Source organism: Vibrio sp. YT-16 (assembly GCF_033337405.1).
GTDB lineage: Bacteria > Pseudomonadota > Gammaproteobacteria > Enterobacterales > Vibrionaceae > Vibrio > Vibrio alginolyticus.
In genome coordinates, this window is the sequence record NZ_JAWOQQ010000010.1 from 25,878 (window position 1) to 50,265 (window position 24,388).

Genomic DNA, 24,388 nt, shown 5'->3' on the forward strand with positions numbered 1-24,388 from the left:
AATCCTCAATATTTCCGAGTTGGATACTCAATTTGAAGGGAGCTGAAAACACATTGTGTAAGCAGCTGTTATTTTTAACAAATATCAATTCGAAAGTTAAATCATTCTCATCGGGAAATCGATATAGTGTGATATGAAAAAAGGGACACACTTGTTGAGTGTGTCCCTTTTGGATTTTGAAAGTAAGCTGATAATGATCAGATAACTTGCGGTACTTCGTTTGAGTGATTGTGTGCTCGATTCACCCACATTAGCCCAAGCATTGCAATTACCGACATTGCCATCATCAAAATGCCCAAAGGCATCTGGTTATGCGCTGGAAATAGTGACGCGAGCAAAGTTGCGACACCTGCCCCCAAGTTTTGCATGCCACCCAATGTCGCGCCTGCTGTTCCTGCATGGTATGGGAATGGCGCAATCGCTCCAGTTGTTGCTGCTGGGAAGAGAATGCCCGCACCCAAAAAGTACACGGTTGCGCCTCCAACTAGCGTTAATGCCGTGGTTAAACCAAACAAGCCTGGGATGAGCACAATAGCAGAGCCTACAAAAATAGAGACCAAGCCTACGTTTAAAGCACGACGCTCAGAGCGACGTCTTGCGATGTAGCTAGATAAGCCTGCGCCCACCAAGTAACCTGGGATCGGCAATATAAACAGCAAACTTACCGTTGTTGCAGGTAATTCTAATACCCCACCCAACAACACCCCAGCCGCTGCTTCGAATACACCCACACCAGCGAATGTTGCAACCAGGCAAATCAAAAAGCCTTGAAAGCGACGGTCAGACAAAACGTGTTTGTAGCTTTTGGCTACTGGTTCGAATTTGCGTTTCTCTTTTGGTAGCGTCTCCATCATGCTTGTCATCATGGTGATCACAACCGCGATAGCAAATAGCGCTAAGAACAAGTAGCTCGACCGCCATCCGAAAGCTTCTGTTAGGTAACCGCCTAATACTGGTGCCATTAATGGTGAGAAAATCACACACATGCTAATTAAGCTGTTTGCTCTGTGTAGATCAGAGCCTTCAAAGCAATCGCGAGTCAGAGTGCGTGACATCGCACCGCCGCAGCCAATACCTAAGCCTTGGATAAAGCTACCAATCAAGAACCATTCAAATTGATGTGCAAATAATGCTACCAGTGTACCCGCGATGTAGATAAGCAGCCCGACGATGATGATCGGTTTGCGTCCCAAGCGGTCCGATAGTGTGCCATACGCAAATTGCGACAAGCCATATGGGATTAGGTAACAAGCCATCACAGCTTGAAGTGATGACGCAGATACCAAAAACTCGCCCGCCATATGACCGATTGAAGGCACGTACATTGTCTGGGTCATTTGACCCACGGCAGTCAATATAGCGATTAAAAAGGTAAGTTTCGCTAATGGAAACGAAGCAGACATTTGCGTATCTCTCCAAAAAGTTTAAGACGTAAAAACCCTTAGCGCTCTTTTATAGAGTGCCAACTGACTTCTTGTGTTGCGGGGATATTTGCGCGAGATAATAGTGCTTGCTTGTATAATTAGCAATCGAAAAGTGTGAAGTCGAGCAAGATAAAAATCTATGATTTCAATTAGAAAAACTAATCCGATTTTGTTTTCAAAAAGAGGTGCATTTCTTTGTCTATTTACGTTAAATCTTTTGCTTTTCGTGAATAGAATGAGCCTTATAGGTAACTGGTTTTAATGGTTAAAGTGCAAAAATAAAGCGTCTGATCGGTTGAGGTGAGTTCAAGATGAAACGAGTGAATAAAAGGTAGAGGAAGGCATCAGAAAGAAAAGGGAGCCGAAGCTCCCTTAGAAATGATTATGTCTATTCGCGCTCAGATGCGTATGCGTAAAGCATTTCTAGTGCGATGGTTGCTCCCGCTAGTGCGGTAACATCACTGTGGTCGTATGGAGGCGATACTTCGACAACATCCATACCCACGATATTCATGCCGGCTAAACCACGAATAATTTTCAGCGCTTTGTCTGAGTTCAAGCCACCACAAACTGGTGTACCAGTTCCCGGTGCGAAGGCCGGGTCTAAGCAGTCGATGTCAAAAGTGACATATACTGGCTTGTCTGCGACGGTGCGACGAATTTCTTCTAGGATCTCGTTCACCGACATGTCATTCGCTTGCATCGCATTAATCACATTGAAGCCGTGATCTTGCTGTTTGTACTCCGTACGAATGCCAATTTGTATTGAGTTCTTTGCTGAGATCAAACCTTCTTTCGGCGCATGGTAGAACATCGTACCGTGGTCGTATGAACTGCCATTTGCATAGGTGTCCGTATGAGCATCAAAGTGAATCAAAGCCATTTGGCCATGATGCTTCGCATAGGCACGTAGGATAGGTAGCGTGATGAAGTGGTCACCGCCCAATCCCAACATGGTTTTACCACTTTTTAGAATTTCACTGGTTGCCGCTTCAAGGCGGTAAGTAAAATCTTCCGCATCACCGCAATCGAACACGAGATCACCTGCGTCGATCACTTTCAGTTTATCCAATACGTTGAAGCTCCACGGGAACTTCTTACCTTCCCATGCCAAGTTGACTGAGGCACGGCGAATTGCATCTGGACCCATACGCGCACCTGGACGACCAGATGTTGCCATGTCCAGAGGGACTCCCAACACCACAACGTCTGCGTCTGCCGATACCGGGTTACGAATGTACGGCAGACGTAAAAACGACATAGAGTTGGAGTAAAGCGAATAATCAGTTTTAGTAAACAAATCATTCATATCAGAAGTCCTCTAAATAGGTGTATCCTGCTAGACCTTGTTCTAGTTCTGCTAGGATTTGTGCTTGTTCATTGGCTTCAACTCGCTGTGAAACCAATTGTTTATAATTGTCACGAATCGCATCCACGTCGATATGAACGTAGCGCATCATGTCTTCTACACTATCACCTTCGTTGATGTAACTGATCTCAAATTGACCATGTTCATCAACATTGACTACAGCACTGTGGGTATCACCAAATAGGTTGTGCATGTCACCAAGGATTTCTTGGTATGCGCCTACTAGGAAAAAGCCCATTAGGTACGGTTTGTCTTTGCTCCAAGCTGGTACAGGTAGCGTGCTCTCGATGCCTTGACCATCAACGTAGTGATCGATCGCGCCATCAGAGTCACATGTGATGTCCAACATCACTGCACGACGCTCTTCCGCCTCGCCAAGACCAGAAAGTGGCAGAACAGGGAACACCTGATCAATACCCCAAGCATCTGGTAGAGATTGGAAGAGAGAGAAGTTCACGAAGAACTTATCCGCAAGACGTTCGCTCAACTCGTCCAGAATCGGACGGTGGAAGCGATTCTTAGTGCTCATCTTTCGGCTTAATTCGAAGTAAATGCGAAGTGACAATTGTTCTGCCCACGCACGTTGTTCCAAGTTAAGCACACCTGTAGCAAATTGAGAGTGCACTTCTGCCAAATCACTTTGGGTATCATTATAAATCTCAATTAACGCACGAGCGTCTGTACCATCTTGTAAGTTTTCCCAGTTTCGCCACATGTTTTGTAGCAAAAGCGGAGCGTCATCATCAAGCTCATGTACTTCTTCCGGTAGGTACGACTCGGTACCAATTACGTTAGAAATCAATACAGCGTGGTGCGCTGTTAGCGAGCGACCCGATTCCGAAATGATCACTGGCATTGGTTGTTCGTATTGCAGACACACATCGCCCACTGTGTTCACGATATTACGTGCGTATTCTGCAAGGCCGTAGTTCATCGAATTCGATGATTGGCTGCGTGTGCCGTCATAATCCACTGCCAAGCCGCCGCCCACATCGAAGTACTCGATGTTTGCACCGAGTGCGCGTAGTTCGCAGTAGAAACGTGCAGACTCGTTCACACCATTGCGTACATCACGGATGTTTGCCATCTGTGAACCAAGGTGGAAGTGAACCAGTTGCATCGCGTCTAGGTTGCCTTCGCGTTTAAGACGTTCAATAACGCTAAGCACTTGCGATGCTGATAAACCAAACTTCGATTTTTCACCACCACTTGCTTGCCATTTCCCTGCGCCTTGAGAGGCGAGGCGAATGCGTAAACCAAGGCGCGGTTTTACGCCCAAACTTTTCGCTTCTTCTAGTACCAGATCCAGCTCAGAAAGCTTCTCTAGTACGATGAATACCTTGTGACCCAGCTTTTCACCGATCAGTGCAAGACGCACATACTCACGGTCTTTGTAGCCATTACACACGATTACGGAGCTACCTTGTTGAGCCAATGCAAGTACCGCCAACAATTCTGGCTTGCTACCCGCTTCAAGACCAAGCTGCTTGGTTTCTAGTTGAGCTTGGCTCGCTAGAATTTCATCCACCACTTCACGTTGTTGGTTTACTTTAATTGGGTACACCAACAAGTATTTGTTTGGATATTGGTATTCTTCAATTGCTTGGTTGAATGCGTGGCAAATACCATGCACACGTTGGTGCACGATTTGCGGGAAGCGTACTAATACAGGCAGATTTAACTGCTTCGCTTCTAGCTCATTTACAATAGCGCTGAAAGGGATTTGATGTGCACGATCACTACGTGGTGATACATATACTTCGCCTTGGTCATCAATGCCGTAGAAACCTTGGCTCCAGTAGTGAACGTTGTAGTCCGCGCGGATGCGGTCTAATTTAGTTGCTTTTTCCAACTCGATTCTCACAAAAATGTACTTAACTCCTTAATTAATTAGAAGGAAAAGTACAAAAAAGCAAATCATGAGGCATTTACCTCATACCCTGACACGAACTCCGTGTGCGCGCATTAACGGATAAAAGGGCCCTTGAGTCTAATGATTAAAATCTATCATCTCGATTATGATTTGTTGTCGTCGCTACGTGTGAATATTTGTTTACCGAAGCGTCCATTCTGCTGTTATAGTTGGTCTGACCAGTAAGGATTCGGTCATGAAGCATCTCACTAAAATAAGGACATATTTTGCAGCTGCACAGAATTCAGGGGTACATTCAAACCATGTATCTCGCCGAATATCCCGATAGATTATTGTTGCTTGATGGTGCCAGTCGAGCAGACATTCCTCATCTTAAAGACTTTATTGAACATCAACTCCATCGTCCTTTTTCTGATCTAAAATTGGTTGTTGTGACCCACATGCATCCAGACCATGCTGGTGGTGCGCACAAACTACGTGATTTAACAGGATGTAAGCTATTGGCCGCAAAGCGAGAGAGCCAGTGGTATAGCGGTGTAGACGGTTGGCTAATGCATTTGATCGATTTGATGTTAGCACGCTGGATGGCGAATCGGATGCGTAAACCAAAGCAAAACCTGTGGTATTCCCGTAAGTTAAAGCCAGATATTGAACTTATTGATGGAGAGTTTATTCCTGGATTTGATGATTGGCAGGTGCTAGAAACGCTTGGGCATACCGACCGAGATCTGTCGGTTTATCATTCTGAACAAGATGTGTTGTATGTGGCGGATTTAATGGTGCAGGTGAAAAAGCATCTGATTGCGCCGTTTCCCATATTTCATCCGAATCAATATCGGCAATCATTAAAGCGTGTGTTTGAGATGAATCCGCAATGTTTGCTTTTGGCACATGGGGGAGAGGTGACTTTGGATGAAAAAGCGTATCAGCACATTTTGAATACAGCGCCAACTAAGCCAATGACGCACTGGCGAGTGACAAAAGTTAAAGCGAAGGGATTGTTGTTTGCGTTATTTCGTAGGAAGTAGGCGAAGATAAAGCCAGACGAGTGATGCTCAACAAAAACGTTCGATCACTCATCTGAAGCTACGGGGTTAAGATGCCAATAAGTGAGATTGGCTAGGATCAACGAGCACTTTGTCTGCCATGCCCTGACGACCTAACAGCATCATGTAAGTCATTTTTTCACGGTTAGTCAACGTAATGTCGATTGGCCATTGTTGGTCGCCCATACGCAGCATCGTTGTGATCACGCAGCGGTGCTCAAAAGTACCGTTAGAAGATTTAACCTTACGGTTTGCTTTTAGTTTCGCTGTGCAGCGAACCACTTGTTCTAAATGGTATACATCTGGGTGTAGATCGAATGCAACATAAGACTGACCATCTTTTTCAAAGCAATCAATATTGTCTACATGTAATGAAGAGGTTTGAGCGCCTGTATCAATACGCGCTTCAAGGTGAGTAATCCCTAACTCTGGCAAGCAAATAGCTTCGGCATTCCCAATGATCATTTTCTGATTCATAGTGTCATCCTAGCGACGAGTAACAAGAGAGCCGGTTTTTGGCTCTCTTGTGCGTTAAACAAAAATCAACCTTTACCGCGAGTACGGTTTGAATTTGGCTTAGCGTTTTTCTCGATAAAATCGAAGATCATACCTGCAATGTTTTTACCCGTTGCTAGTTCGATGCCTTCTAGACCAGGGGAAGAGTTCACTTCCATTACCACTGGGCCATTTTTAGATTGAAGGATATCCACACCACAAAGGTTCAAGCCCATCACTTTCGCTGCATTTACAGCGGTCGCACGCTCTTCTTTGCTCAAACGCACGAGTTGTGCAGAGCCACCACGGTGAAGGTTAGAACGGAACTCGCCTTCTTTTGCTTGGCGCTTCATTGCGGCAATCACCTTATTTCCGACAACAAAACAACGGATGTCCGCGCCTTTTGCTTCTTCGATAAATTCTTGCACCATGATGTTAGCTTTCAAACCCATGAAAGCTTCAATCACGCTTTCTGCCGCTTTATTTGTTTCAGCAAGTACAACACCAATGCCTTGAGTGCCTTCTAGCAATTTAATCACTAGAGGTGCGCCACCAACGTTTTTGATCACGTCCTGAATATTGTCAGGATGGTGAGCAAAGCCAGTGCGTGGCAAACCGATGCCTTTACGTGATAGCAGTTGTAATGAGCGCAACTTGTCACGAGAGCGGCTGATCGCGACAGATTCGTTGACACAAAATGTACCCATCATTTCAAACTGACGTACAACAGCAGTGCCGTAAAACGTAATAGATGCCCCAATACGCGGAATAACAGCATCGTATTGCGGTAATTCTTCACCCTTGTAGCGGATCTTAGGGTTGTTGCTCGTAATGTCCATATAACAGTGAAGCGTGTCGATCACATCGATTTGATGCCCACGTTCTTCACCCGCCTGTTTTAGGCGCATGGTTGAATATAAATTCTCATTACGAGAGAGAATAGCAATACGCATGGCAATTCCTTAGTAAGTCAGTACCAAATTAAAATATAAGTATAGAGCATAGAATGCAGTAGGCAGGTGATCATGTTATGACATAACCTACTTACTTCAACGATTTAGAATTGTGGTTGAACAACCACGTCGTCAGAGGTGCGCACCTTAGGGCGTTTTTTTGTGAGATGAAAACGAAAAAGCATCATCGACACGACAAAAATATTTTATCGAACGCTCACGCCTTGCGGTATGAGACTGTCAAGGGTGAGATAAATAAAATTGAGCAAAAATTTCATCGCTTTGTCACGAATTATCGCTTAAAAAAGCGGCCAATTTGACCGCTGTTTTTAGCTGTTTTGATAGTGACTTAAAAAAAGTTCCGCCGTTTGGGTAGCTAACAGCCTAGATTCTTCATTCGACAAAGAGGGGCGAATTCCCATTAACTGCGGCCAGAATGCACTGCCTTTAAGTAAGTTGTGCAATTGAGTGCTTGCTATATGTACATCATCAATTTGCAAAGCGCCACTGTTCGATTTCTCAGTAAGCCAGCGGTACAGGGCGGTTTCCTGTTTCGACATTTGTTCTGCTTGTTCTTTGAGATCTTCCGGCTTAAATAAGAAGTGCCCAAATGCCACTTTTGCCAGCTCAATATAGTTTGGTTCCGTTACCACAATGATCTCGCTGTAGAGTAATTCAATCAATTGATCTTTGAGTGGCAGAGTGGCCAAGCGTTTAATATCGCTTTCCATCATTGACGAACGCCAAAGCTCAGTCAGCAACTCCGTCACGATCGCTTCCTTAGAAGGGAAGTGATTATAGACCGTGCGCTTAGAGACTTGTGCGATTGCAGAGAGCTTATCCATGCTGGTGTTTTGCACCCCAAACTCTTGGAACGCTTGCCTTGCCGCGCACAAGATGGCTTCTCTTTTGGTTTCGCTACGACTTTTTCTTTTTACATTCATAAGCTTGCTAAGTTAAGAAGATCATTTCTTGATCTATTTTACACTAAGTAGTTTACTTTTGATAATTAGAATGTAAACTGCACCGTGTAGTTTACTTTTGTTCGGGTTAACTTTTTATGAAAAAAACTTTGCTAGCCACAGTAGGAGCGTTCGCGATGGGTACATCCATGATTTCTTGTTCTAATGTTGATACTGAAAAAGCGCCAACATACCCGGACAAATTTGCAAATACAGAGTTGGAATACAAAAGCGGTTTGGGCGACATGTTCGAAATCATGAAAGCGTATTTTACGACTGAGCGCCTTAACCCAATACCAACGATTGAAATTCCAGTGCATGCGATCACAGCGCGGCAACTGTTAGAAGAGCAAGATGACGTCATCTATCGTCTGGGTCACTCAAGCGTATTAATGAAGCTCGATGGAAAACTGGTGATGACCGACCCTGTATTCAGTGATCGCGCGTCTCCTGTGAAATGGGCTGGGCCAAAACGTTTTCACAAAACTCCCATCACGATAGAAGATTTGCCAACTATCGATGTGGTGGTGATCAGTCATGACCATTACGATCACCTAGATAAAGCTTCTATTAAAGTGCTAGGCGACAAGGTGGGCACTTTCTTGGTGCCGTTAAAAGTTGGCCAATTACTGGTGAATTGGGGTGTACCCAAAGAGAAAGTGATCGAACTAGACTGGTGGGAGTCACACTCTGTTGACGGCATTGAATATACACTAACTCCGACTCAGCATTTCTCTGGTCGAGGTTTGACAGACCGCGATACGACGCTGTGGGGCAGTTGGGTTATCAATGCACAACAACACAAAGTGTTCTTCAGTGGTGACTCTGGTTACTTCAATGGCTTTAAAGAGATTGGCGAAAAGTACGGCCCGTTTGACTTCACCATGATTGAAACAGGTGCGTACAATGAACTCTGGTCAGACATTCACATGTTCCCAGAGCAAAGCGTTCAAGCACACATCGATGTGCAGGGTAAAGTGATGATGCCGATTCACAACAGCACGTTTGATCTGTCGATGCACGATTGGAATGAACCGATGCAACGCGCGTTAGACATTAGTGAAGAGCGCGGTGTAACGTTAGTGAGCCCTGAGATTGGTCAACGCTTGGCGATTGCGGAGCCTCAGCCTGCTAAGGCGTGGTGGCAATAATTGCTGAGCTAAACAGCCAAACACCAGAATAGTTAAGTCACTTATCAGTAGTTACTATTAGTAGTTACGTGGTCAGGGATAAGGATAAAGGTGCGATGAAAGCAAAGTGGACGTTGTTACTTACATTAAGCATTCTGCCGACCTTTGCACTAGCAGGGGTAGAGCAAGATATCTCGACGTTGATAAAACGAGTTGAGCAATCCTCTTGCACCTTTATCCGCAACGGCAAGGCGTACACTAATCAAGAAGCGGCAGAACACATGCGCAATAAATGGGATTACGCCAAAGATGACGTTGATTCCGTGGATGTGTTTATAAAAGAAGTTGCGTCGAAAAGTTGGTTATCTGGCAAACCATATTGGGTGGATTGCCAAGAGGAACGCATTACCAGCGAAGAGTGGCTAACATCATTGATGCGCACCACCGACCACATCCAATAACACTTCTTTGATGGTCTGATAGCGCAGAGGTAGAGCACGACTGCGCTTACGAACCAGAAATAGCTCTTCACATACAGTGTTTTTCAGTTGAGCAATGTATAACGTGTCTTTTAGTGGAAAATTGTCGACCGCACTTTGAGGCAGCACGGTGAAGCCAAGTCCTTTGCTGACAGGTAGCAAAATTTGGCTCAATTGATTTACGTAGCCGGATAATGGTAAATCGCTCATCTTAATTTCTTGGAGCTGTGGTTCTTCACACTGGTCAAAAAACAGCGTCATGTAATGCTCGGCATCAGGGTGGCTAATGACACCACAGTCATGCAAGAGTTGTGGCGTTATCTGCTTATTTTGATAATGCTTTGGCAGAACCAAGCACAACCTCTCTTTACCAATTCGCTCACTGTGAAACAGACCTTTGTTGGGAACATCAGTCACGATACCAATATCGATGTGCCCTTGCGTTATGGCGTTGAGAATAGATTGATTTGGCGCGGCTTCTAAATGTAACGATAAGCTCGGGTGCTGTTTTTGCTTCTCCAAAATGGGCCCATACAACATTAACGCCATTGCACCAGAACAAGCCAGTTTACAGTGGCCTGAAAACGCATCATCAAAACTGAGCTCTTCGAGCAGCTTCTTCTCTCTATCTTCTAACTCGAGCGCATATGCGTAGACAATCCTGCCTTGCTCGGTTAATTCGAAGCTTTTGTTTTCGCGCTTGATCAAGGCATGCTGACAACTTTGCTCTAATTTTTTGATGTGTTGGCTGACGCCAGGCTGAGTCATAAAAAGTTTTTCTGCCGTTTGCGTAAAATGACCGACTTCAATCAATGTCTTAAATGTATGTAACCAAACAGGATTAAGCATAGTGTGTGATTTTCTGAGAGCTTCGTTGGGAGACGTAAAGAAAATGATAGCACGGTGTTTTATGAAAACAGAGAAGACTTAAACGATAAAGATGAATCTTTATCAATACATTACAGACAAAATAAAACCCCGCCTGGTTTCCCAGACGGGGCTTATTCTTTTTCGCAGCAATCCAGCTACTAATAGGTGCTCCCTGCATCTATCCTTGATTGTGGCTAAGTCCTTTAACCGAGTTCCTTGTTCATCGCCTTCCTAGCGGTGTCCATTCTTGCCTATCATCCTGACGGGCGAACTCTATCCTAGAGCTTAACTACATCCTTGCTGACAACTCATCCTAAGCTATCAAATCTTCATCCTGAAGATACCCAATCCTTTAGGCTTTTTTCCTGTTCCCGCCAACATCCTGTCGACAAGTTGAGTATTGATGTTTTGCTGATTTGACTCAATTAACTTTTCTAAATTATTTTTACTTATTATTTTAAGTGAATTTAAATATTACTTTTAAATCATATGCTTAATGTTTTTTCTGGCATTGCTCTTAGAGGTGATTAATCTATTTGCTTACAACTCTTGTAAGAGATCTCGCACAGGTTTGGTGGTGAATGTATTAATGTGCGCTTTTTGTTCCGAGTTCTGTGGATTGAACTGGATCACAATGCGTTAAAAGGGAGGCGATAAAGATGAAAGTGAATTGATCTTGAGTAGAGATTTGTTTGAAAAGAAATAAAAAATCTTGCGGTTTTTATAAACAGTATGGTAAATCTGAAATGCCCACCTTGTTAATCCTTATTAAGATTCAATGACAGTATAAGTAGGGAACTTGATTGCCATTTTTCTGTCATATCTGGTGAGTAAGTTAACTGTGTCAGATAGATAATATGCCGTTTGCCAGTAAAAACAGGCTGCAAGAAATCGGTAATTATCATTATGTTGTGAAATTGGTCACGGTTAAATGATTGATTCCCTTATAGATTGAAGGGGATACGACCTTAGACAATAAGCTCCATGAGGAGCGTTACTTATATAAGATGAGGGACTTTACTATGAAAAAGACTAGAAGAGCTCAGCTACATCGTGTGCGTATTCAATACTGGAAAGACACGAAAGACGCCCCAGCTAAAAAATCATAGTTAATTATACCTAAAGGCACGAGCTGGCTGTGGAACACAGTTTCCCGTTGATTGCCAGCTCAAAAACACCACAATCACATTCACTCCGCGCAACTTCCCAAACCCCTATTTTTACTATCGCATTCTTCAAAAAATAAAAAAGCCAGTCTTAAGACCAGCTTTCTCTACCATTTACTGAGCTCTGCGTATTACAGGTTGCCCTTTAGTTACAGGTAGTTGGCGTCAACTAGTTCGCCCGCTTGCGCGCTTTTCACTTCTGGACGTGCTTCTAACCATTTAATAACTTGCGCTTTCTGTTCTTCAGTCGCACTGCCGTAACGGTCAGTAGAACATAGGAAGCCTTCAAACAGTTCTAGACCACCGCCACCGAAGCAAAGACCAAGCTCGTCAATGTAGTCGATAAAGTCATCAACGAATGCATCGTAACGGTCGAAGTCGTTAATGTCTGTTTCACAGCTGATCTCGAAACCTAGGATTGCGAACTCACCTAAGAACAGCTTTTTACGGATACGACGGCTCTTGTTATCGATCTTGTCTAATTTCATGATTATCTCTCGTAGATGATTTGATTTCGTACACCTTATACCTTCTATCACACTTTAGCCCAAGTAAAATCAGAATGAAGCGATACAGTTGGTGATTATGTGACCAGAATTTAATTGCTTCGTTAGCTGTGTTGGTTGGTTTGCAGTATTGTTGAAACACAAGTTTCATATGTTTTAAGCACTTTTGTCATTTTTCTTATCCAAACTTCTTGCCGTTCAACTAATCACTTATTTATTAATTAAACTATAAGATCGGGAAAGTAAAAATGAGCAAGGAAACCTTTGACGCGACGCGTTATAACCAAAGTGAAAACAAACCATTTGAAGAAGTATTAGAAGCGAGCCTATCTCGACGCAGCATTCTGAAAGGTGGTTTAGGTATCAGTGCGATGACAGCGTTTGGTGCTTTCGGATTGGCTGGTTGTAACTCGTCTGACTCAGGGAGTACAGTAAGCAGTGGTTCGGGCGCATCTAAAGCCGTTCTTAACTTTGAATCTATCCCTGGCTCACTCACTGACGCAGTTTCAATTCCACAAGGCTACACCGCACAAGTACTAGTACCTTGGGGAACACCACTTAATGCGCAAGGCAGCGCATGGCAAAATGATGGTACCAACACCAGTACCGATCAGTTAAATGCGCTAGGCATGCACCATGACGGCATGCATTTTTTCCCATTGAACGATAGCACTACAGATGGCTTGCTATGTATTAACCACGAGTACATCGACACATCAGCACTGCATCCAAATGGTCCGACGGTTGAAAATGGCGTACGTACCATTGTAGATGAAGTGCGCAAAGAGATTAACGCGCACGGTGTGTCAGTGGTTCGAATTCAACTGGAAGACAATATGTGGAAGTTGGTTGATACCGATCCACTAAACCGTCGTTATACTGGTGCGACAGTCATGGATTTGTCTGGCCCGGTGGCCCACACATCTTTAACTGTCACTCGTTTCTCGCCAGATGGCAGCCAAGCGCGTGGTACGTTAAACAACTGTGGCAACGGCTACACGCCGTGGGGCACGTACTTAACGTGTGAAGAGAACTGGCCTGGTTACTTTGTTAACGCCGGGACTCGTACAGAAGAGCAAGATCGCATTGGTGTTGATGACCAAAGCACACGCTACTTGTGGGAAACATTAGCAGGAAATGCAGAAGAGCGTCTTGATGAGTTCTCTCGCTTTAATGTGGCTCCAACAGGAGCAAGTGCGATGGATGATTACCGTAATGAAGCCAATGGTCACGGTTACATTGTCGAGATTGACCCTTACACGCAAAACTCACGTGCGAAGAAACGCACTGCGCTAGGTCGTTTCCGTCACGAGGGCTGTACTTTCGGTAAGCTTGAAGAAGGCAAACCAGTGGTATTTTATTCTGGTCACGATTCTCGCTTTGAATACCTATACAAATTTGAATCTGCGGCAGCGTGGGATCCAGCAGATGCTAACCCTGATAACCGCTTGGCGATGGGTGACAAGTACATGGACGAAGGCACACTGTATGTGGCGCGCTTCAATGAAGACAGCACAGGTACTTGGTTACCATTAACGCTTGATAGCGTAACAACCGCTGGTGGTACGTTAGCGGATCACTTTGATTCACTGGCTGAAATTATCATCAATACTGCGGGTGCGGCGGATTTAGTTGGGGCAACACCAATGGATCGACCAGAGTGGTGTACGGTTGATCCATTCACGGGTTCAGTATATTTAACATTGACGAACAATACGCGCCGTACAGATGAAACCAATCCTGGGAATCCACGTTTGAATAATAAGTTTGGTCATGTTATTCGTTGGGATGAAGGTGCTTCAGCAACTGACTTTACTTGGGATATCTTTGTGTTTGGTTCGCCAGCAAATGGTGATGCAGATACCAACCGTTCTGGCTTGAATGAGTTAAACCAGTTTGCGAGCCCAGACGGCTTAGCGTTTGACCCTCGCGGTATTCTGTGGATTCAAACAGACAACGGTGCAGACGAAGTGACGTCTTACACCAATGACCAAATGCTTGCGGTTGTACCTTCTAAGCTGACGGATGAAAACGGCACACAAGAAGTGATCGGTGCAGAAAACCAAGCTGAGTTGAAACGTTTCTTTGTTGGCCCTAACGGCTGTGAAGTGACGGGCTTTACCATTAGCCCAGACTACAAGTCTCTGTTCGTGAACATTCAGCACCCAGGCAACTGGCCTTACAGCGACAATGCAGCAGAAGAAACACCTGCGGGGATGACACTGCGTCCACGTGCCGCGACGGTGGTTATTCGCCGTGAAGACGGTGGTGAAATTGGTGTTTAACCAATAGGTCATACGACTGAATATCGGGAATAAGAAAAGCCCTGCGTTTGCAGGGCTTTGTTTTTTCTATCTAAATACACATGCACTTTGTATCTAGGCTTGTATCTAGATAATAAGCTTAGTTTTTCAGCGAGCCGCCCGCAGTGCGAATCACATCTTGATACCAGAAGAAGCTCTTCTTACGTTTACGTTCTAACGTACCTTGACCATCGTTGTGGCGATCAACGTAGATGTAACCGTAACGTTTGCTCATTTCAGCGGTTGAGTTCGCGACCAAATCGATTGGTCCCCAACTGGTGAAGCCCATCAGCTCAACGCCATCCAAAATTGCTTCATGTGCTTGTACAAGATGGTCGTTCAAGTAAGCGATGCGGTAATCATCTTGAATCTCACCGTTTTCATCGATTTCATCACGCGCACCTAGGCCGTTTTCTACGACGAACAGTGGCTTTTGGTAGCGGTCGTGAAGGAAGTTCAGCAGAACACGCAGGGCTTTTGGATCGATCAGCCAGCCCCATTGGCTCTTTTCAAGGTATGGGTTTGGTACGCTATCGACGATGTTACCCACTTCTTTCTGTTTCGGATCCGCACTTGCACAGCCGCTTGCGTAGTAGCTGAATGAGATGAAATCGACACTCGCAGACGCAATTTCTTCTAAGTCGCCTGCTTCCATCTGAATTTCGATGCCGTTTTCACGGAAGTAACGCTTCATGTAGCCTGGGTACTGACCACGTGTTTGTACATCACCGAAGAACAACCACTTGTTGTTTTCATGCATGGCAGCAAGCACGTCATCAGGGTTACAGGTGTATGGGTAGTTGATTGCGCCAAGCAGCATGTTACCAATCTTGCCGATGGGTACGATTTGCTGACACAGTTTTACCGCTTTTGCGTTGGCGACTAGTTGGTGGTGAATCGCTTGGTAAATCTCTTGTTCACTGGCGTCTTCTTGCAAACCAACACCAGTAAATGGTGCGTGTAGAGACATGTTGATTTCGTTGAACGTTAACCACAGCTTCACTTTGTCTTTGTAGCGTTCCAGCACGGTGCGGGCATAACGTTCGAAGAATTCGATGACGCGACGATCGCCCCAACCGCCATAGTTTTCAACCAGTGCGTAAGGCATTTCGTAGTGAGATAAAGTTACGAAAGGTTGGATGTTATGCTCGGCAAGTTCGTCAAAAATTTTATCGTAGAACGCCAAACCTTCTTCGTTAGGTTCTAGCTCGTCACCGTTCGGGAAGATGCGGCTCCACGCTAAAGACAGGCGCAGACAGTTAAAGCCCATCTCTTTGAATAGCGCAATGTCTTCTGGGTAGCGATTGTAGAAGTCGATCGCCACGTCTTTGATACCCGGCGTACGCTCTTCACGAGTTTGATGCGGACTCAAAATACCGTTTGGCAGCATGTCTGATGTCGATAACCCTTTACCCCCAAGGTTGTACGACCCTTCTACTTGGTTTGCAGCAATGGCACCGCCCCAAAGAAAATGTTCAGGAAACTTAATCATGTTTCTCACTCTTTATCGTTCGGAAGTTATTCGTTTTATTTGCTTGAGAATAGTGTAGGTCAAGGAGGGATTCTTGTATCGAGATCGTGTTTTTCTCAAACAGCGGGGATGCCTAGTTCTAATGATGATTTTGTAATCAATATCACCTTAGGCTGATTTGAACAATAAAGTGAAAGTCAGCCCATTTTGTTCATTCCTATGCACGGTAATTTGTCCGTTCATATCACGCATATTGTTGGCCGTAATTGCTAAACCCAGCCCTAAGCCTTCACCAATTTTCTTTGAGGTTTGGAAGGGCTCGAACATGGATTCAAGCATCTCATCCGACACGCCGCAGCCATTATCACTGACGATCAGTTCGACCCGATTGCCGGTTGGATTGACGATCAAGTTGAGCTGCGGGTTGGTGGTATTGTTCATTGCGTCTAGCGCATTCGAGACAAGATTACCGAGCACCTGAAGCAGTCGTTGTTCTTCACCCATGATGTTAGGTAAGTCATGAGGAACTCGAACACGTACATCCACCTTGTCTAATTGGGATTGATAAACGCGTAAGGTTTCTTCGAGTGCGGAGGTAAGAGAAATCGCTTGTAGGCTTTCTGGTTTGTTATAGGCGAACGTCTTTAACTGGCTAGTCATGCTTGCCATGCGATCAATCAGCTTCTGCACCAATACATTGTTGGCTTTCATCATCTCGGTTTCGCCACGTTCTGCTAACAGTTCGTTTGTTGTGAGCAGGGTACGCAAACCAGTCAGTGGCTGATTGAGTTCATGAGTAATCGCGCTCGACATGCGACCCAAGGCGGCCATTTTGCTCGATTCAATCAACTGGCTTTGTGCTTCTTTTAGCGCTTGAGTTCGCTCTTCAACTCGCTGCGCCAGTTCTTGGTTGACCTGTTGCAGTGATTGCTCGGCTTTTTTCCGCTTGCTGATGTCGATGATCGTCGCAAGGAAATACTGCTCGCCATGCCAAGGGAAACTGGTCAGTGAGAACAAGACAGGGAAGACGCTACCGTCACTGCGTCTGGCAATGGTTTCGACCGTGCTGATCTCTGCGAGCTCTTTATGCTTAGGCAGGTCCTTTAGTAACTTAAGTGTTGTGGAATTGGGATTGCCAGCGTCGAATAACTCCCAAGCAAAAGCGTGTCGATTGACGCTTTCTGGTAAACAGAACAAACGTTTCGCCATTGGGTTGAGGTCGAACAGTTGCCCTTGTTCATCAATCAATAGCAAACCAACGTGGGTTTTATTGATCATCTGTTTCAAGCGGCGTTGGGACTCTTCCAACAGAGCTTGAATTCGTTGTTGATTGATGTGCTTTTGTCGTCGTTGTAAGCCAATGATGACGAGCAATACAACCAATAAGAGCAGCGCTGCTACGCTCCAACCAATCACATTGATGGTTTGTTGAATCGGCTTAGAAGGGGTGAGGTAGCTGACGTACCAATTCAAATCATCTAATTTAACGGTGTGTGCAAAATAACGCTGTTGGTTGAGCGTCCACACACTGATGTTGGTGTTGTCGTATAAGCGTTGCGTTTCTAACTGAACGGTGTTGCTCGGTTCGTTAAACCAGTCTGCGTTATAGAGCGAGCTGCTCGATAGGAAAAAGCGTTGCTGACGGTTCTGCAACGTAATGATGTCTTGGCTAGTAATGGTCTGTTCGGTCAATAGGCTAAGGTTGATTTGCACCACCACAATGCCAGCGATATCCAGACCATCGTAGATAGGGGCTGCAAGATAATACAATGGGCTCGAACCTTTGGTTTTGTTCACCAAGGAAACACCGCCGCCTTGGTTGTGAATTTGTTCCACAATGGCTTTTCGGTCAGACAGGCTAAAGCGCTCTTCGATCAAACTTGAGACCAATACTTCGCCAGAGTTAGACAGGATTAGCCAACCTTCCGTATTGGCGGCTTTATCTAGTTGAGTCAGTTGGGTTTGCAACGGTTCGTAATAAGTCAGATTCCCTTTCACAAAAGCGATGGTTTCTGGGTTATTGGTGACGAGGTAAGGTAAGTGGTAGAAACGTTTGAGTGCACGGCGAACTTCACCGATATAGTCGAGCAGTTTTTGTTGAGCTTCGGTTTGAGTTTGTACGCTCAACCATTGACGAGCAACCTCTCTGCTGGCGCTATAACAAGACAACATCAGCACTGCTGCAATTACGACCACAAGCCACGTTTTGCCATTCCTTTTGCGCTGCATACTGACTCCGTTCAGCTAGTGCGTTCTCACCGAGAGTCATTAAAGAGTGCGCCTAACTGGTTGGATGTTAAAGACTTGTAAGCAAGAAGTGAGATCTAGCTCCTTTTCTCCTCAGTGGTTTTTGCTACCGTTAGCAAAGAGCGATTTCTATTCCACCTACGGTAGTAACTCATGGCTTTTGACGACACCCCTAAAATTGCACTTATCGAAGACGATGACATTGTTCGTCAGGCTACCAGTCAGTGGCTGCAACTGGCGGGGTTCGACGTGACCGCATTCAGTTTAGGAGAAGAGGGGAAAGCGGCCATTCTTAGCCAAGAATTTGATGCGATTGTCAGTGATGTTCGCCTGCCGGACACCGACGGCTTGTCGATACTAGAAAGCCTGATTGCTAATCACATCCCAACGCCAGTTATCTTGATCACCGGACATGGTGACGTCGATATGGCAGTAGGGGCGTTACAAAACGGTGCGTTCGATTTTATTGAGAAACCTTTCCAACCTGAGCGTTTATCCCAACGAGTAACCGAAGCGGTCGAGAGCTATCGCGCACAAACGTCTACTCAAGATCGCCAAGAGTACCTATCTAGCGTTAGCGGCTTAGAAGAGGTGTTGATTGGGCGAAGCCGAGTGATGCAACAGCTTAGAGAACAAGTAGCCAAGTTAGCACGCATTGATACTAACGTGATCATTTACGGCGAAACAGGTTGTGGTAAAGAGCTGGTGGCGACCAGTTTGCATAATGAAAGCCAACGCAGATCCTATCATTTTGTGCCAATCAACTGTGGCGCTATTCCTGAGAACCTGTTTGAAAGTGAGCTGTTTGGGCATGAAGCAGGGGCATTTACCGGAGCGGGTAAAAAGCGCATTGGTAAGTTGGAATACGCGGATAAAGGCACTTTATTCTTTGATGAAATCGAGAGTATGCCGCTGTCCATGCAGGTGAAAGTGTTGCGTTCATTACAGGAACATACGGTAGAGCGCGTTGGGGGCAACCAACAGATCTCAGTTGATTTGAGAGTGATCGCCGCCGCGAAAGAAGATCTCAATGATCATGACGAGTTTCGTCAGGATTTGTACTATCGTCTTAATGTGGCGCAGATCTATTTGCCACCGCTACGTGAGCGAGAAGATGATGCGTTGATCTTGTTCGAACACTTTGCTCTGAAAAGTAACCCTGAGAGCCGCCCACTGAGTGAAGCCGATAGAAAGGCCATTCTTGCTTACTCTTGGCCTGGTAACGTACGTGAGCTTAGGAATGTAGCGATGCGTTTTGCATTGGATGAAACCGTCTCCGTAATGGAAATTCTCTCTAGTCGACCATCCTCAACAACCGAAGAGACGCATGCGGGCGTGCCGTTGGCGATTCAGCTACATAACTTTGAACGTAAGGTGCTACATGATTCTTTAGTCAGGCATCATGGACGCATCAATGAGGTGATGCAGGAGTTGGATTTACCACGTCGAACCCTTAACCAAAAGATGCAGAAGTTTGGTTTGAATCGCTCCGACTATACTTAGTACGATTTCTAGCTAATGTAAAATCATTGGCATAACAAACATGTTATGCGCTTTTGGCAGGAGCTGGGACAAACTTATAATTTAGGTCTTTACCTTCTCCAAACAAGGTAACGAGGTTCCTTCCAGTATGTTTAGAGCTATATAGCGCTTCGTCTGCTTCAGCAAGCGCCTCTTGAAGTGATTGCCCCTCAGATAACTGACTGATACCAAAGCTCATGGTCACTTCAGTTTTAAATGATTGCAAAGCGGTTTCAGTTTCGACCGCAAGGCGAATTTGCTCTGCGACAATTTTGGCTTGTTGTGCTTTTTCGAGCAAAACAATCATGAACTCGTCACCACCAAATCGCACAATGCAGGCTGACTCAGGAAGATGCTTTTTAAAAATAGTGGAGATCGTTGCCATGACGGAGTCGCCAACCGTGTGACCATAGTGATCATTAATCGCTTTGAACTTGTCGACATCAGTCATAATAATGCTGATTGCTTGGCTTTTTTTATGTGCTTTACTAACCAAGTTTGGAACGATTTCTTCCATGGCTCGACGATTATATAGCCCTGTGAGTGCATCTAAATGAGAGAGATCATTTATGGATTGCACCAAGCGTCCGTTAATTAACCACAGCATACTAAAGCTCAAAGCAACGATCAGGCAGATGCTAAATAAGAAAGTCAGCTGATGGATAAGGCCTGCGACCATAAAACTTGGTAACTCACCTGAAAAAGTACTCCAAAGCGCCCTAAATCCCATAAAAAAACTAAATCCAAAGAAAGAGTAAGCCATTGCTTTAACAGGGAGCTTTAAGTCCTTTTGGGTACCTTTAAGCATGGCGACACCACTAAAGAAGGTGACGATACAAATATACATGCTCAGATAAATAATGCGGCTTTTGATAGAAGGGTCATGGAAGGTGAAATAGTAAAATGAACCACTGAAAACAGGTGTTAACAAGGTAAGACAGTGAGCCAATTTTAAAGGATATTGACGAAAAATGCTTACGCTATATAGCGTAAGCAAGAAGCCGACTAATATGAGAGTGTTGGCTATGACGATGGTCAGCCAGTCTGGCGCAGAGCCTCTAAAGCCAAGTAAAAAAGGGCCTAAACCAATAAACAGTAGTGATATCGAGAAGGTTTTTAAGCCTTTGACTCTACCCTGAGTGTATTGATAACAAAGCAGACTAATAGAGTAAATGCAAGAGAACAGAATAACGATAAAGTTCAGTGTTCTGATGTCTAGATACTGATTATCCATAGGCGACCCATATCAATCTTTCATTCAGGCAACTCCTTTGCCTGATATCAATAAGCGAGCTACATAGTAACGCACTTATTGAGCGATGTCTTATGTTAAACGGCTATTCATTCACCAGCTCGAATTGTTCGGTTTGGTTGGTTTTCGTCGTAAACAGCAGACCAACAATCATCATAAATACGCTAGGCACAATCCAGCTAGCAAAGTCATTGTACAGAGGCATGTAATTACCCATCCACTCATCAGTGGAACTTGGCATGTAACCTAGGATGTGCAGCGCATCAACACAACCAAACGTTAGAGCAGTGAACGCCGTCGCGACGACCATGATTTGCGACATCTTGTTGCGCACCGGTGCCATGATCATCAACGCAATCGCTACTGGGTGAAGCGCCACAACCGCTGGTAATGTGATAGCCAATAGTTGCTCCAGACCTACGTTGGCGATTAAACCTGCCAATACCATGGTCGTGATAACGCAGCCTTTGTAGTTCACTTTGCTGAAGGTGTTGTCGTAAAACTCACTGCCTGCGGTGGTTACGCCGATAGCAGTAGTCAAACACGCTAATACCATCACGGCACCTAGTAATAGTGAACCAAATGCGCCGAAGTGGCTGAAGGTGAATGCCGTTAAAATGTCGCCACCATTGCTGAACTCAGAACCCAAGTATGAGCTTGTCGAGCCAATGTAAGCCAATGAGATGTAAACAAACGTCATGGCAACCGCGTACATCAAAGCTGCGATTAGCGTGTATTTTGCGGTGGCTTTCGGGCAATCCACACCCATGCTGCGAATCGCGCGGAAGATAATCCAACCAAAACCGATAGAACCTAGCGCATCCATGGTCATGTAGCCTTGGGTCAAGCCTTCAGCAAATGCACCAGATAGGTATGGTCCCGTTGCGGCAGTTAGCTCACCTGCAGGAGAAACCAAAGCCGTCACAGACATGATGATCAAGATTGCCATCAAGGCAGGCGTTAAGATCTTGCCTAGGTTGTCGACCAATTTACCCGGATATAGGGCAAATAGAATGGTGATAGCACAGAAGGCAATAGTGAAAGGCACCAAAGCTGCATCACCAAACATTGGCGCAAAGCTGAATTGGTAAGCCACGGTAATTGCACGTGGAATCACGAACGCAGGGCCAATTACGATAAATACCATTACCCAAAAACTGGTCGCCAAAGGTTTAGGTAGGGCAGCGGTTAATTTGTCTGAACCGTTTACGATAGCCACCATCACTAGTGCCATTGCAGGCAGACCTACACCCGTCAAGAGGAAGCCAGACATCCCGCTCAGAAAGTTTTCACCTGCTTGGTAACCCAAAAATGGAGGGAAGATCAGGTTACCCGCGCCTAAGTACATGGCGAAAGTCATGAAGCCCAAAGCGGCGATATTACGTGCGCTTAACATTGTTATTCCTCTTATGTTTCGCTTGGAAGAAACTGAAAGGAATGGGAGGAGTATGTGGTGTTCCCGTCAGCTTCTTCTCAAGCTGACAGAAAGTTTAGATATAGCCTGTCAGCTCTGAATCAGTTTCAGAGAGAGCAGGAGGATCGCATCAGCAACGCCAGATGGGCGTTTTAAAGCGAATTGTAATTGCGCAGTTGCTGACATGGGTGATCCTTAATGACGAAAAAATACCAAGGAATACGTTTGCCTTGGCGTGTTGTTACCCTAACGAACATAGGGCTATTGGCACAACCCCGAAGTAGAAAATAAGTTGATACGGTCAATGTTTGTTTCTGAACTGGTGGATCGAACTGCTTTTTAAATTCAAAATCAGAATAAATGACTTTTCATTTCTGTAACATGGCTTGTTTTGCTGTATTTTTGTGCTATTTGTAGTCGTTTAGGCTATAAATCTCCGCTGATAAAGTGAGCAGTTTAGAATGATGCGCTTTTTCTTCTTATTGTTAAGACGGTCATTAGTTGCAGTTCAATCCAAAATTGCATCGGCAAAATATTGCTTATTAGTGAATCGTGCATTTGTTTTGTCTTGATCACATTTTATTAACCTTTTGCGATCTAGGCGCACAACCTTCTTCTCTTCAATGAGCAAGGTTTTGCTCATTACTTTGCTATCAAATCAGCAGAATTTTGCTCATTTTTGATGTCTTTCAGCACTTAGTTCAATAAATACAAAGGGTTAAAAGTTGGCATTTCAATTGCTCTAGGGAATTTGTTGTTAATAAAGATTTAACATGATGTAAATCCCCAATCGTGAAACGACTACACGGAGAGTAATAATGAAAATAAATAAGCTGGTAAAAGCTTTGGCTGTCGCTGTGACTTCTTTTGGTATTGCTGCTAACGCTGCGGCAGAAGATCGTAGCTACATTCTTGCAACGGCATCGACAGGTGGTACTTACTACCCTGTGGGCGTAGCGTTGGCGACGTTAAGCAAAGTGAAATTGGCACCAAAGCACCACTTCTCCCTTTCTGCAATCAGCTCTGCGGGCTCTGGTGAAAACGTCAAACTGCTGAACGAAAACGAAGCACAGTTCGCGATTCTACAAGGTCTTTACGGTGCATGGGCTTGGTCTGGTGAAGGTCCTTATGAGAAGAGCGGTCGTCAAGAACAACTGCGTTCAGTTTCTATGCTGTGGCAAAACGTTGAGCACTTTATTGTTCGTTCTGACCTAGCAAAAACGGGCACAGTGACAGACCTGAACAACCTAGATGGCAAGAAGTTTTCTATCGGTAAGAAGAATTCTGGTACTGAGAACTCTGGTCGCCAAATCATGAAAGGTCTGAAGGTCGACCCTGATAAATTCAACCTTGCGTACATGGGCTACGGCGGCAGTGCGAGCGCACTTCAAAATGGCACCATTGACGGCATGAACACGCCTGCGGGTGTGCCAGTTGGTGCAGTAACCCAAGCTTTTGCTGCGCTGGGTAAAGACATTTCGATTCTCTCGTTTACTGACGAGCAAATCAAAGAGGCGAACGGCAACTACAACCTATGGACGAAGTACGAAATTCCTGCGAACACGTACCCGGGTTTAGATAAGCCGATCACCACCATTGCACAGCCAAACTTCTTGGCAGTTCGTGAAGATATCTCGGAAGAAGACGTTTACCAGCTAACCAAAGCGATCTACGAGAACCTGCCTTTCCTACAAGGAATCCACAAAGCAACAAAAGCAATGGCGATTGAGAAAGCGATTGCTGGCTTGCCAGTGCCTCTTCACCCAGGCGCAGCGCGTTACTACAAAGAAATGGGCATCGAAATCCCATCAGATCTAATGGCGAAATAACGCCAACTTCGCCCCGAGTTTCGGCTCGGGGCATTTTATCCCTACCGATTTCTAAGATGGAAAAAGCCGCCAGAACTT

At 45.0% G+C, this 24,388-nt stretch carries 18 protein-coding genes; 6 read left to right on the forward strand and 12 right to left on the reverse strand.

Going from position 1 to position 24,388, the window contains the following annotated elements:
• Positions 1-197: 197 nt before the first annotated feature.
• The 3 genes from emrD to speA form a co-directional block, all read right to left on the reverse strand.
• Positions 198-1,403, reverse strand: a complete 1,206-nt coding sequence (emrD, locus tag R7F07_RS16260; protein ID WP_005374234.1) for a multidrug efflux MFS transporter EmrD — start codon at positions 1,401-1,403, stop codon at positions 198-200.
• A 409-nt stretch (positions 1,404-1,812) separates the two neighbouring features.
• A complete protein-coding gene (speB, locus tag R7F07_RS16265) occupies positions 1,813-2,733 on the reverse strand; it encodes an agmatinase (protein ID WP_005374233.1) in 921 nt (306 codons plus the stop codon).
• A 1-nt stretch (position 2,734) separates the two neighbouring features.
• Positions 2,735-4,645, reverse strand: coding sequence for an arginine decarboxylase (gene speA, locus R7F07_RS16270; protein ID WP_033906546.1), 1,911 nt, complete (start codon positions 4,643-4,645; stop codon positions 2,735-2,737).
• A gap of 323 nt (positions 4,646-4,968) precedes the next feature.
• Between speA and R7F07_RS16275 the strand changes: the two genes are divergently transcribed.
• Complete coding sequence (locus tag R7F07_RS16275) at positions 4,969-5,694, forward strand: MBL fold metallo-hydrolase (RefSeq protein ID WP_171342691.1); 726 nt, start codon at positions 4,969-4,971, stop codon at positions 5,692-5,694.
• 66 nt (positions 5,695-5,760) lie between these two features.
• Here R7F07_RS16275 and R7F07_RS16280 read toward each other — a convergent pair whose 3' ends face one another.
• From R7F07_RS16280 to R7F07_RS16290, 3 genes are all read right to left on the reverse strand, one after another.
• Complete coding sequence (locus tag R7F07_RS16280) at positions 5,761-6,189, reverse strand: ATP-dependent zinc protease (protein WP_005384193.1); 429 nt, start codon at positions 6,187-6,189, stop codon at positions 5,761-5,763.
• A 65-nt stretch (positions 6,190-6,254) separates the two neighbouring features.
• A complete protein-coding gene (rimK, locus tag R7F07_RS16285) occupies positions 6,255-7,160 on the reverse strand; it encodes a 30S ribosomal protein S6--L-glutamate ligase (RefSeq protein WP_005374224.1) in 906 nt (301 codons plus the stop codon).
• Positions 7,161-7,489: 329 nt separating this feature from the next.
• Complete coding sequence (locus R7F07_RS16290) at positions 7,490-8,104, reverse strand: TetR/AcrR family transcriptional regulator (protein ID WP_025768062.1); 615 nt, start codon at positions 8,102-8,104, stop codon at positions 7,490-7,492.
• Positions 8,105-8,259: 155 nt separating this feature from the next.
• Here R7F07_RS16290 and R7F07_RS16295 point away from each other — a divergent pair, with 155 nt between their 5' ends.
• Together R7F07_RS16295 and R7F07_RS16300 are read left to right on the forward strand one after the other, a co-directional pair.
• Complete coding sequence (locus R7F07_RS16295; RefSeq protein WP_171342690.1) at positions 8,260-9,273, forward strand: MBL fold metallo-hydrolase; 1,014 nt, start codon at positions 8,260-8,262, stop codon at positions 9,271-9,273.
• Between the two features lie 95 nt (positions 9,274-9,368).
• Positions 9,369-9,713 carry a DUF5329 family protein gene (locus R7F07_RS16300; RefSeq protein WP_017635527.1) on the forward strand — a complete coding sequence of 115 codons (345 nt, stop codon included), beginning with the start codon at positions 9,369-9,371 and terminating at the stop codon, positions 9,711-9,713.
• Here the strand turns inward: R7F07_RS16300 and R7F07_RS16305 are convergent.
• Together R7F07_RS16305 and R7F07_RS16310 are read right to left on the reverse strand one after the other, a co-directional pair.
• The gene (locus R7F07_RS16305) at positions 9,681-10,580 is read right to left on the reverse strand and encodes a LysR family transcriptional regulator (RefSeq protein WP_054574492.1); all 900 of its coding nucleotides are present in this window, start codon (positions 10,578-10,580) and stop codon (positions 9,681-9,683) included. The genes R7F07_RS16300 and R7F07_RS16305 overlap by 33 nt on opposite strands.
• A gap of 1,336 nt (positions 10,581-11,916) precedes the next feature.
• Entirely contained in the window at positions 11,917-12,255 is a 339-nt protein-coding gene (locus R7F07_RS16310; protein WP_005374208.1) for a YggL family protein, read from the reverse strand.
• Positions 12,256-12,521: 266 nt separating this feature from the next.
• Between R7F07_RS16310 and R7F07_RS16315 the strand changes: the two genes are divergently transcribed.
• On the forward strand, positions 12,522-14,558 hold the full coding sequence (locus R7F07_RS16315; RefSeq protein ID WP_318110537.1) for a PhoX family phosphatase: 2,037 nt from the start codon (positions 12,522-12,524) through the stop codon (positions 14,556-14,558).
• Positions 14,559-14,676: 118 nt separating this feature from the next.
• Here R7F07_RS16315 and R7F07_RS16320 read toward each other — a convergent pair whose 3' ends face one another.
• Positions 14,677-16,068, reverse strand: a complete 1,392-nt coding sequence (locus R7F07_RS16320) for a glycoside hydrolase family 1 protein (RefSeq protein WP_318110538.1) — start codon at positions 16,066-16,068, stop codon at positions 14,677-14,679.
• A gap of 147 nt (positions 16,069-16,215) precedes the next feature.
• Complete coding sequence (locus tag R7F07_RS16325; RefSeq protein ID WP_171342681.1) at positions 16,216-18,276, reverse strand: sensor histidine kinase; 2,061 nt, start codon at positions 18,274-18,276, stop codon at positions 16,216-16,218.
• A 171-nt stretch (positions 18,277-18,447) separates the two neighbouring features.
• Between R7F07_RS16325 and R7F07_RS16330 the strand changes: the two genes are divergently transcribed.
• Positions 18,448-19,797 carry a sigma-54-dependent transcriptional regulator gene (locus R7F07_RS16330; RefSeq protein ID WP_005374204.1) on the forward strand — a complete coding sequence of 450 codons (1,350 nt, stop codon included), beginning with the start codon at positions 18,448-18,450 and terminating at the stop codon, positions 19,795-19,797.
• Positions 19,798-19,840: 43 nt separating this feature from the next.
• Here R7F07_RS16330 and R7F07_RS16335 read toward each other — a convergent pair whose 3' ends face one another.
• Positions 19,841-21,049 carry a GGDEF domain-containing protein gene (locus R7F07_RS16335; protein ID WP_005374203.1) on the reverse strand — a complete coding sequence of 403 codons (1,209 nt, stop codon included), beginning with the start codon at positions 21,047-21,049 and terminating at the stop codon, positions 19,841-19,843.
• Between the two features lie 103 nt (positions 21,050-21,152).
• The gene (gene brnQ / locus R7F07_RS16340; RefSeq protein ID WP_171342680.1) at positions 21,153-22,463 is read right to left on the reverse strand and encodes a branched-chain amino acid transport system II carrier protein; all 1,311 of its coding nucleotides are present in this window, start codon (positions 22,461-22,463) and stop codon (positions 21,153-21,155) included.
• 836 nt (positions 22,464-23,299) lie between these two features.
• On the opposite strand from brnQ, the gene R7F07_RS16345 reads away from it, so the two are divergent.
• Positions 23,300-24,310 carry a TAXI family TRAP transporter solute-binding subunit gene (locus tag R7F07_RS16345; RefSeq protein WP_039989602.1) on the forward strand — a complete coding sequence of 337 codons (1,011 nt, stop codon included), beginning with the start codon at positions 23,300-23,302 and terminating at the stop codon, positions 24,308-24,310.
• Positions 24,311-24,388 lie beyond the last annotated feature (78 nt).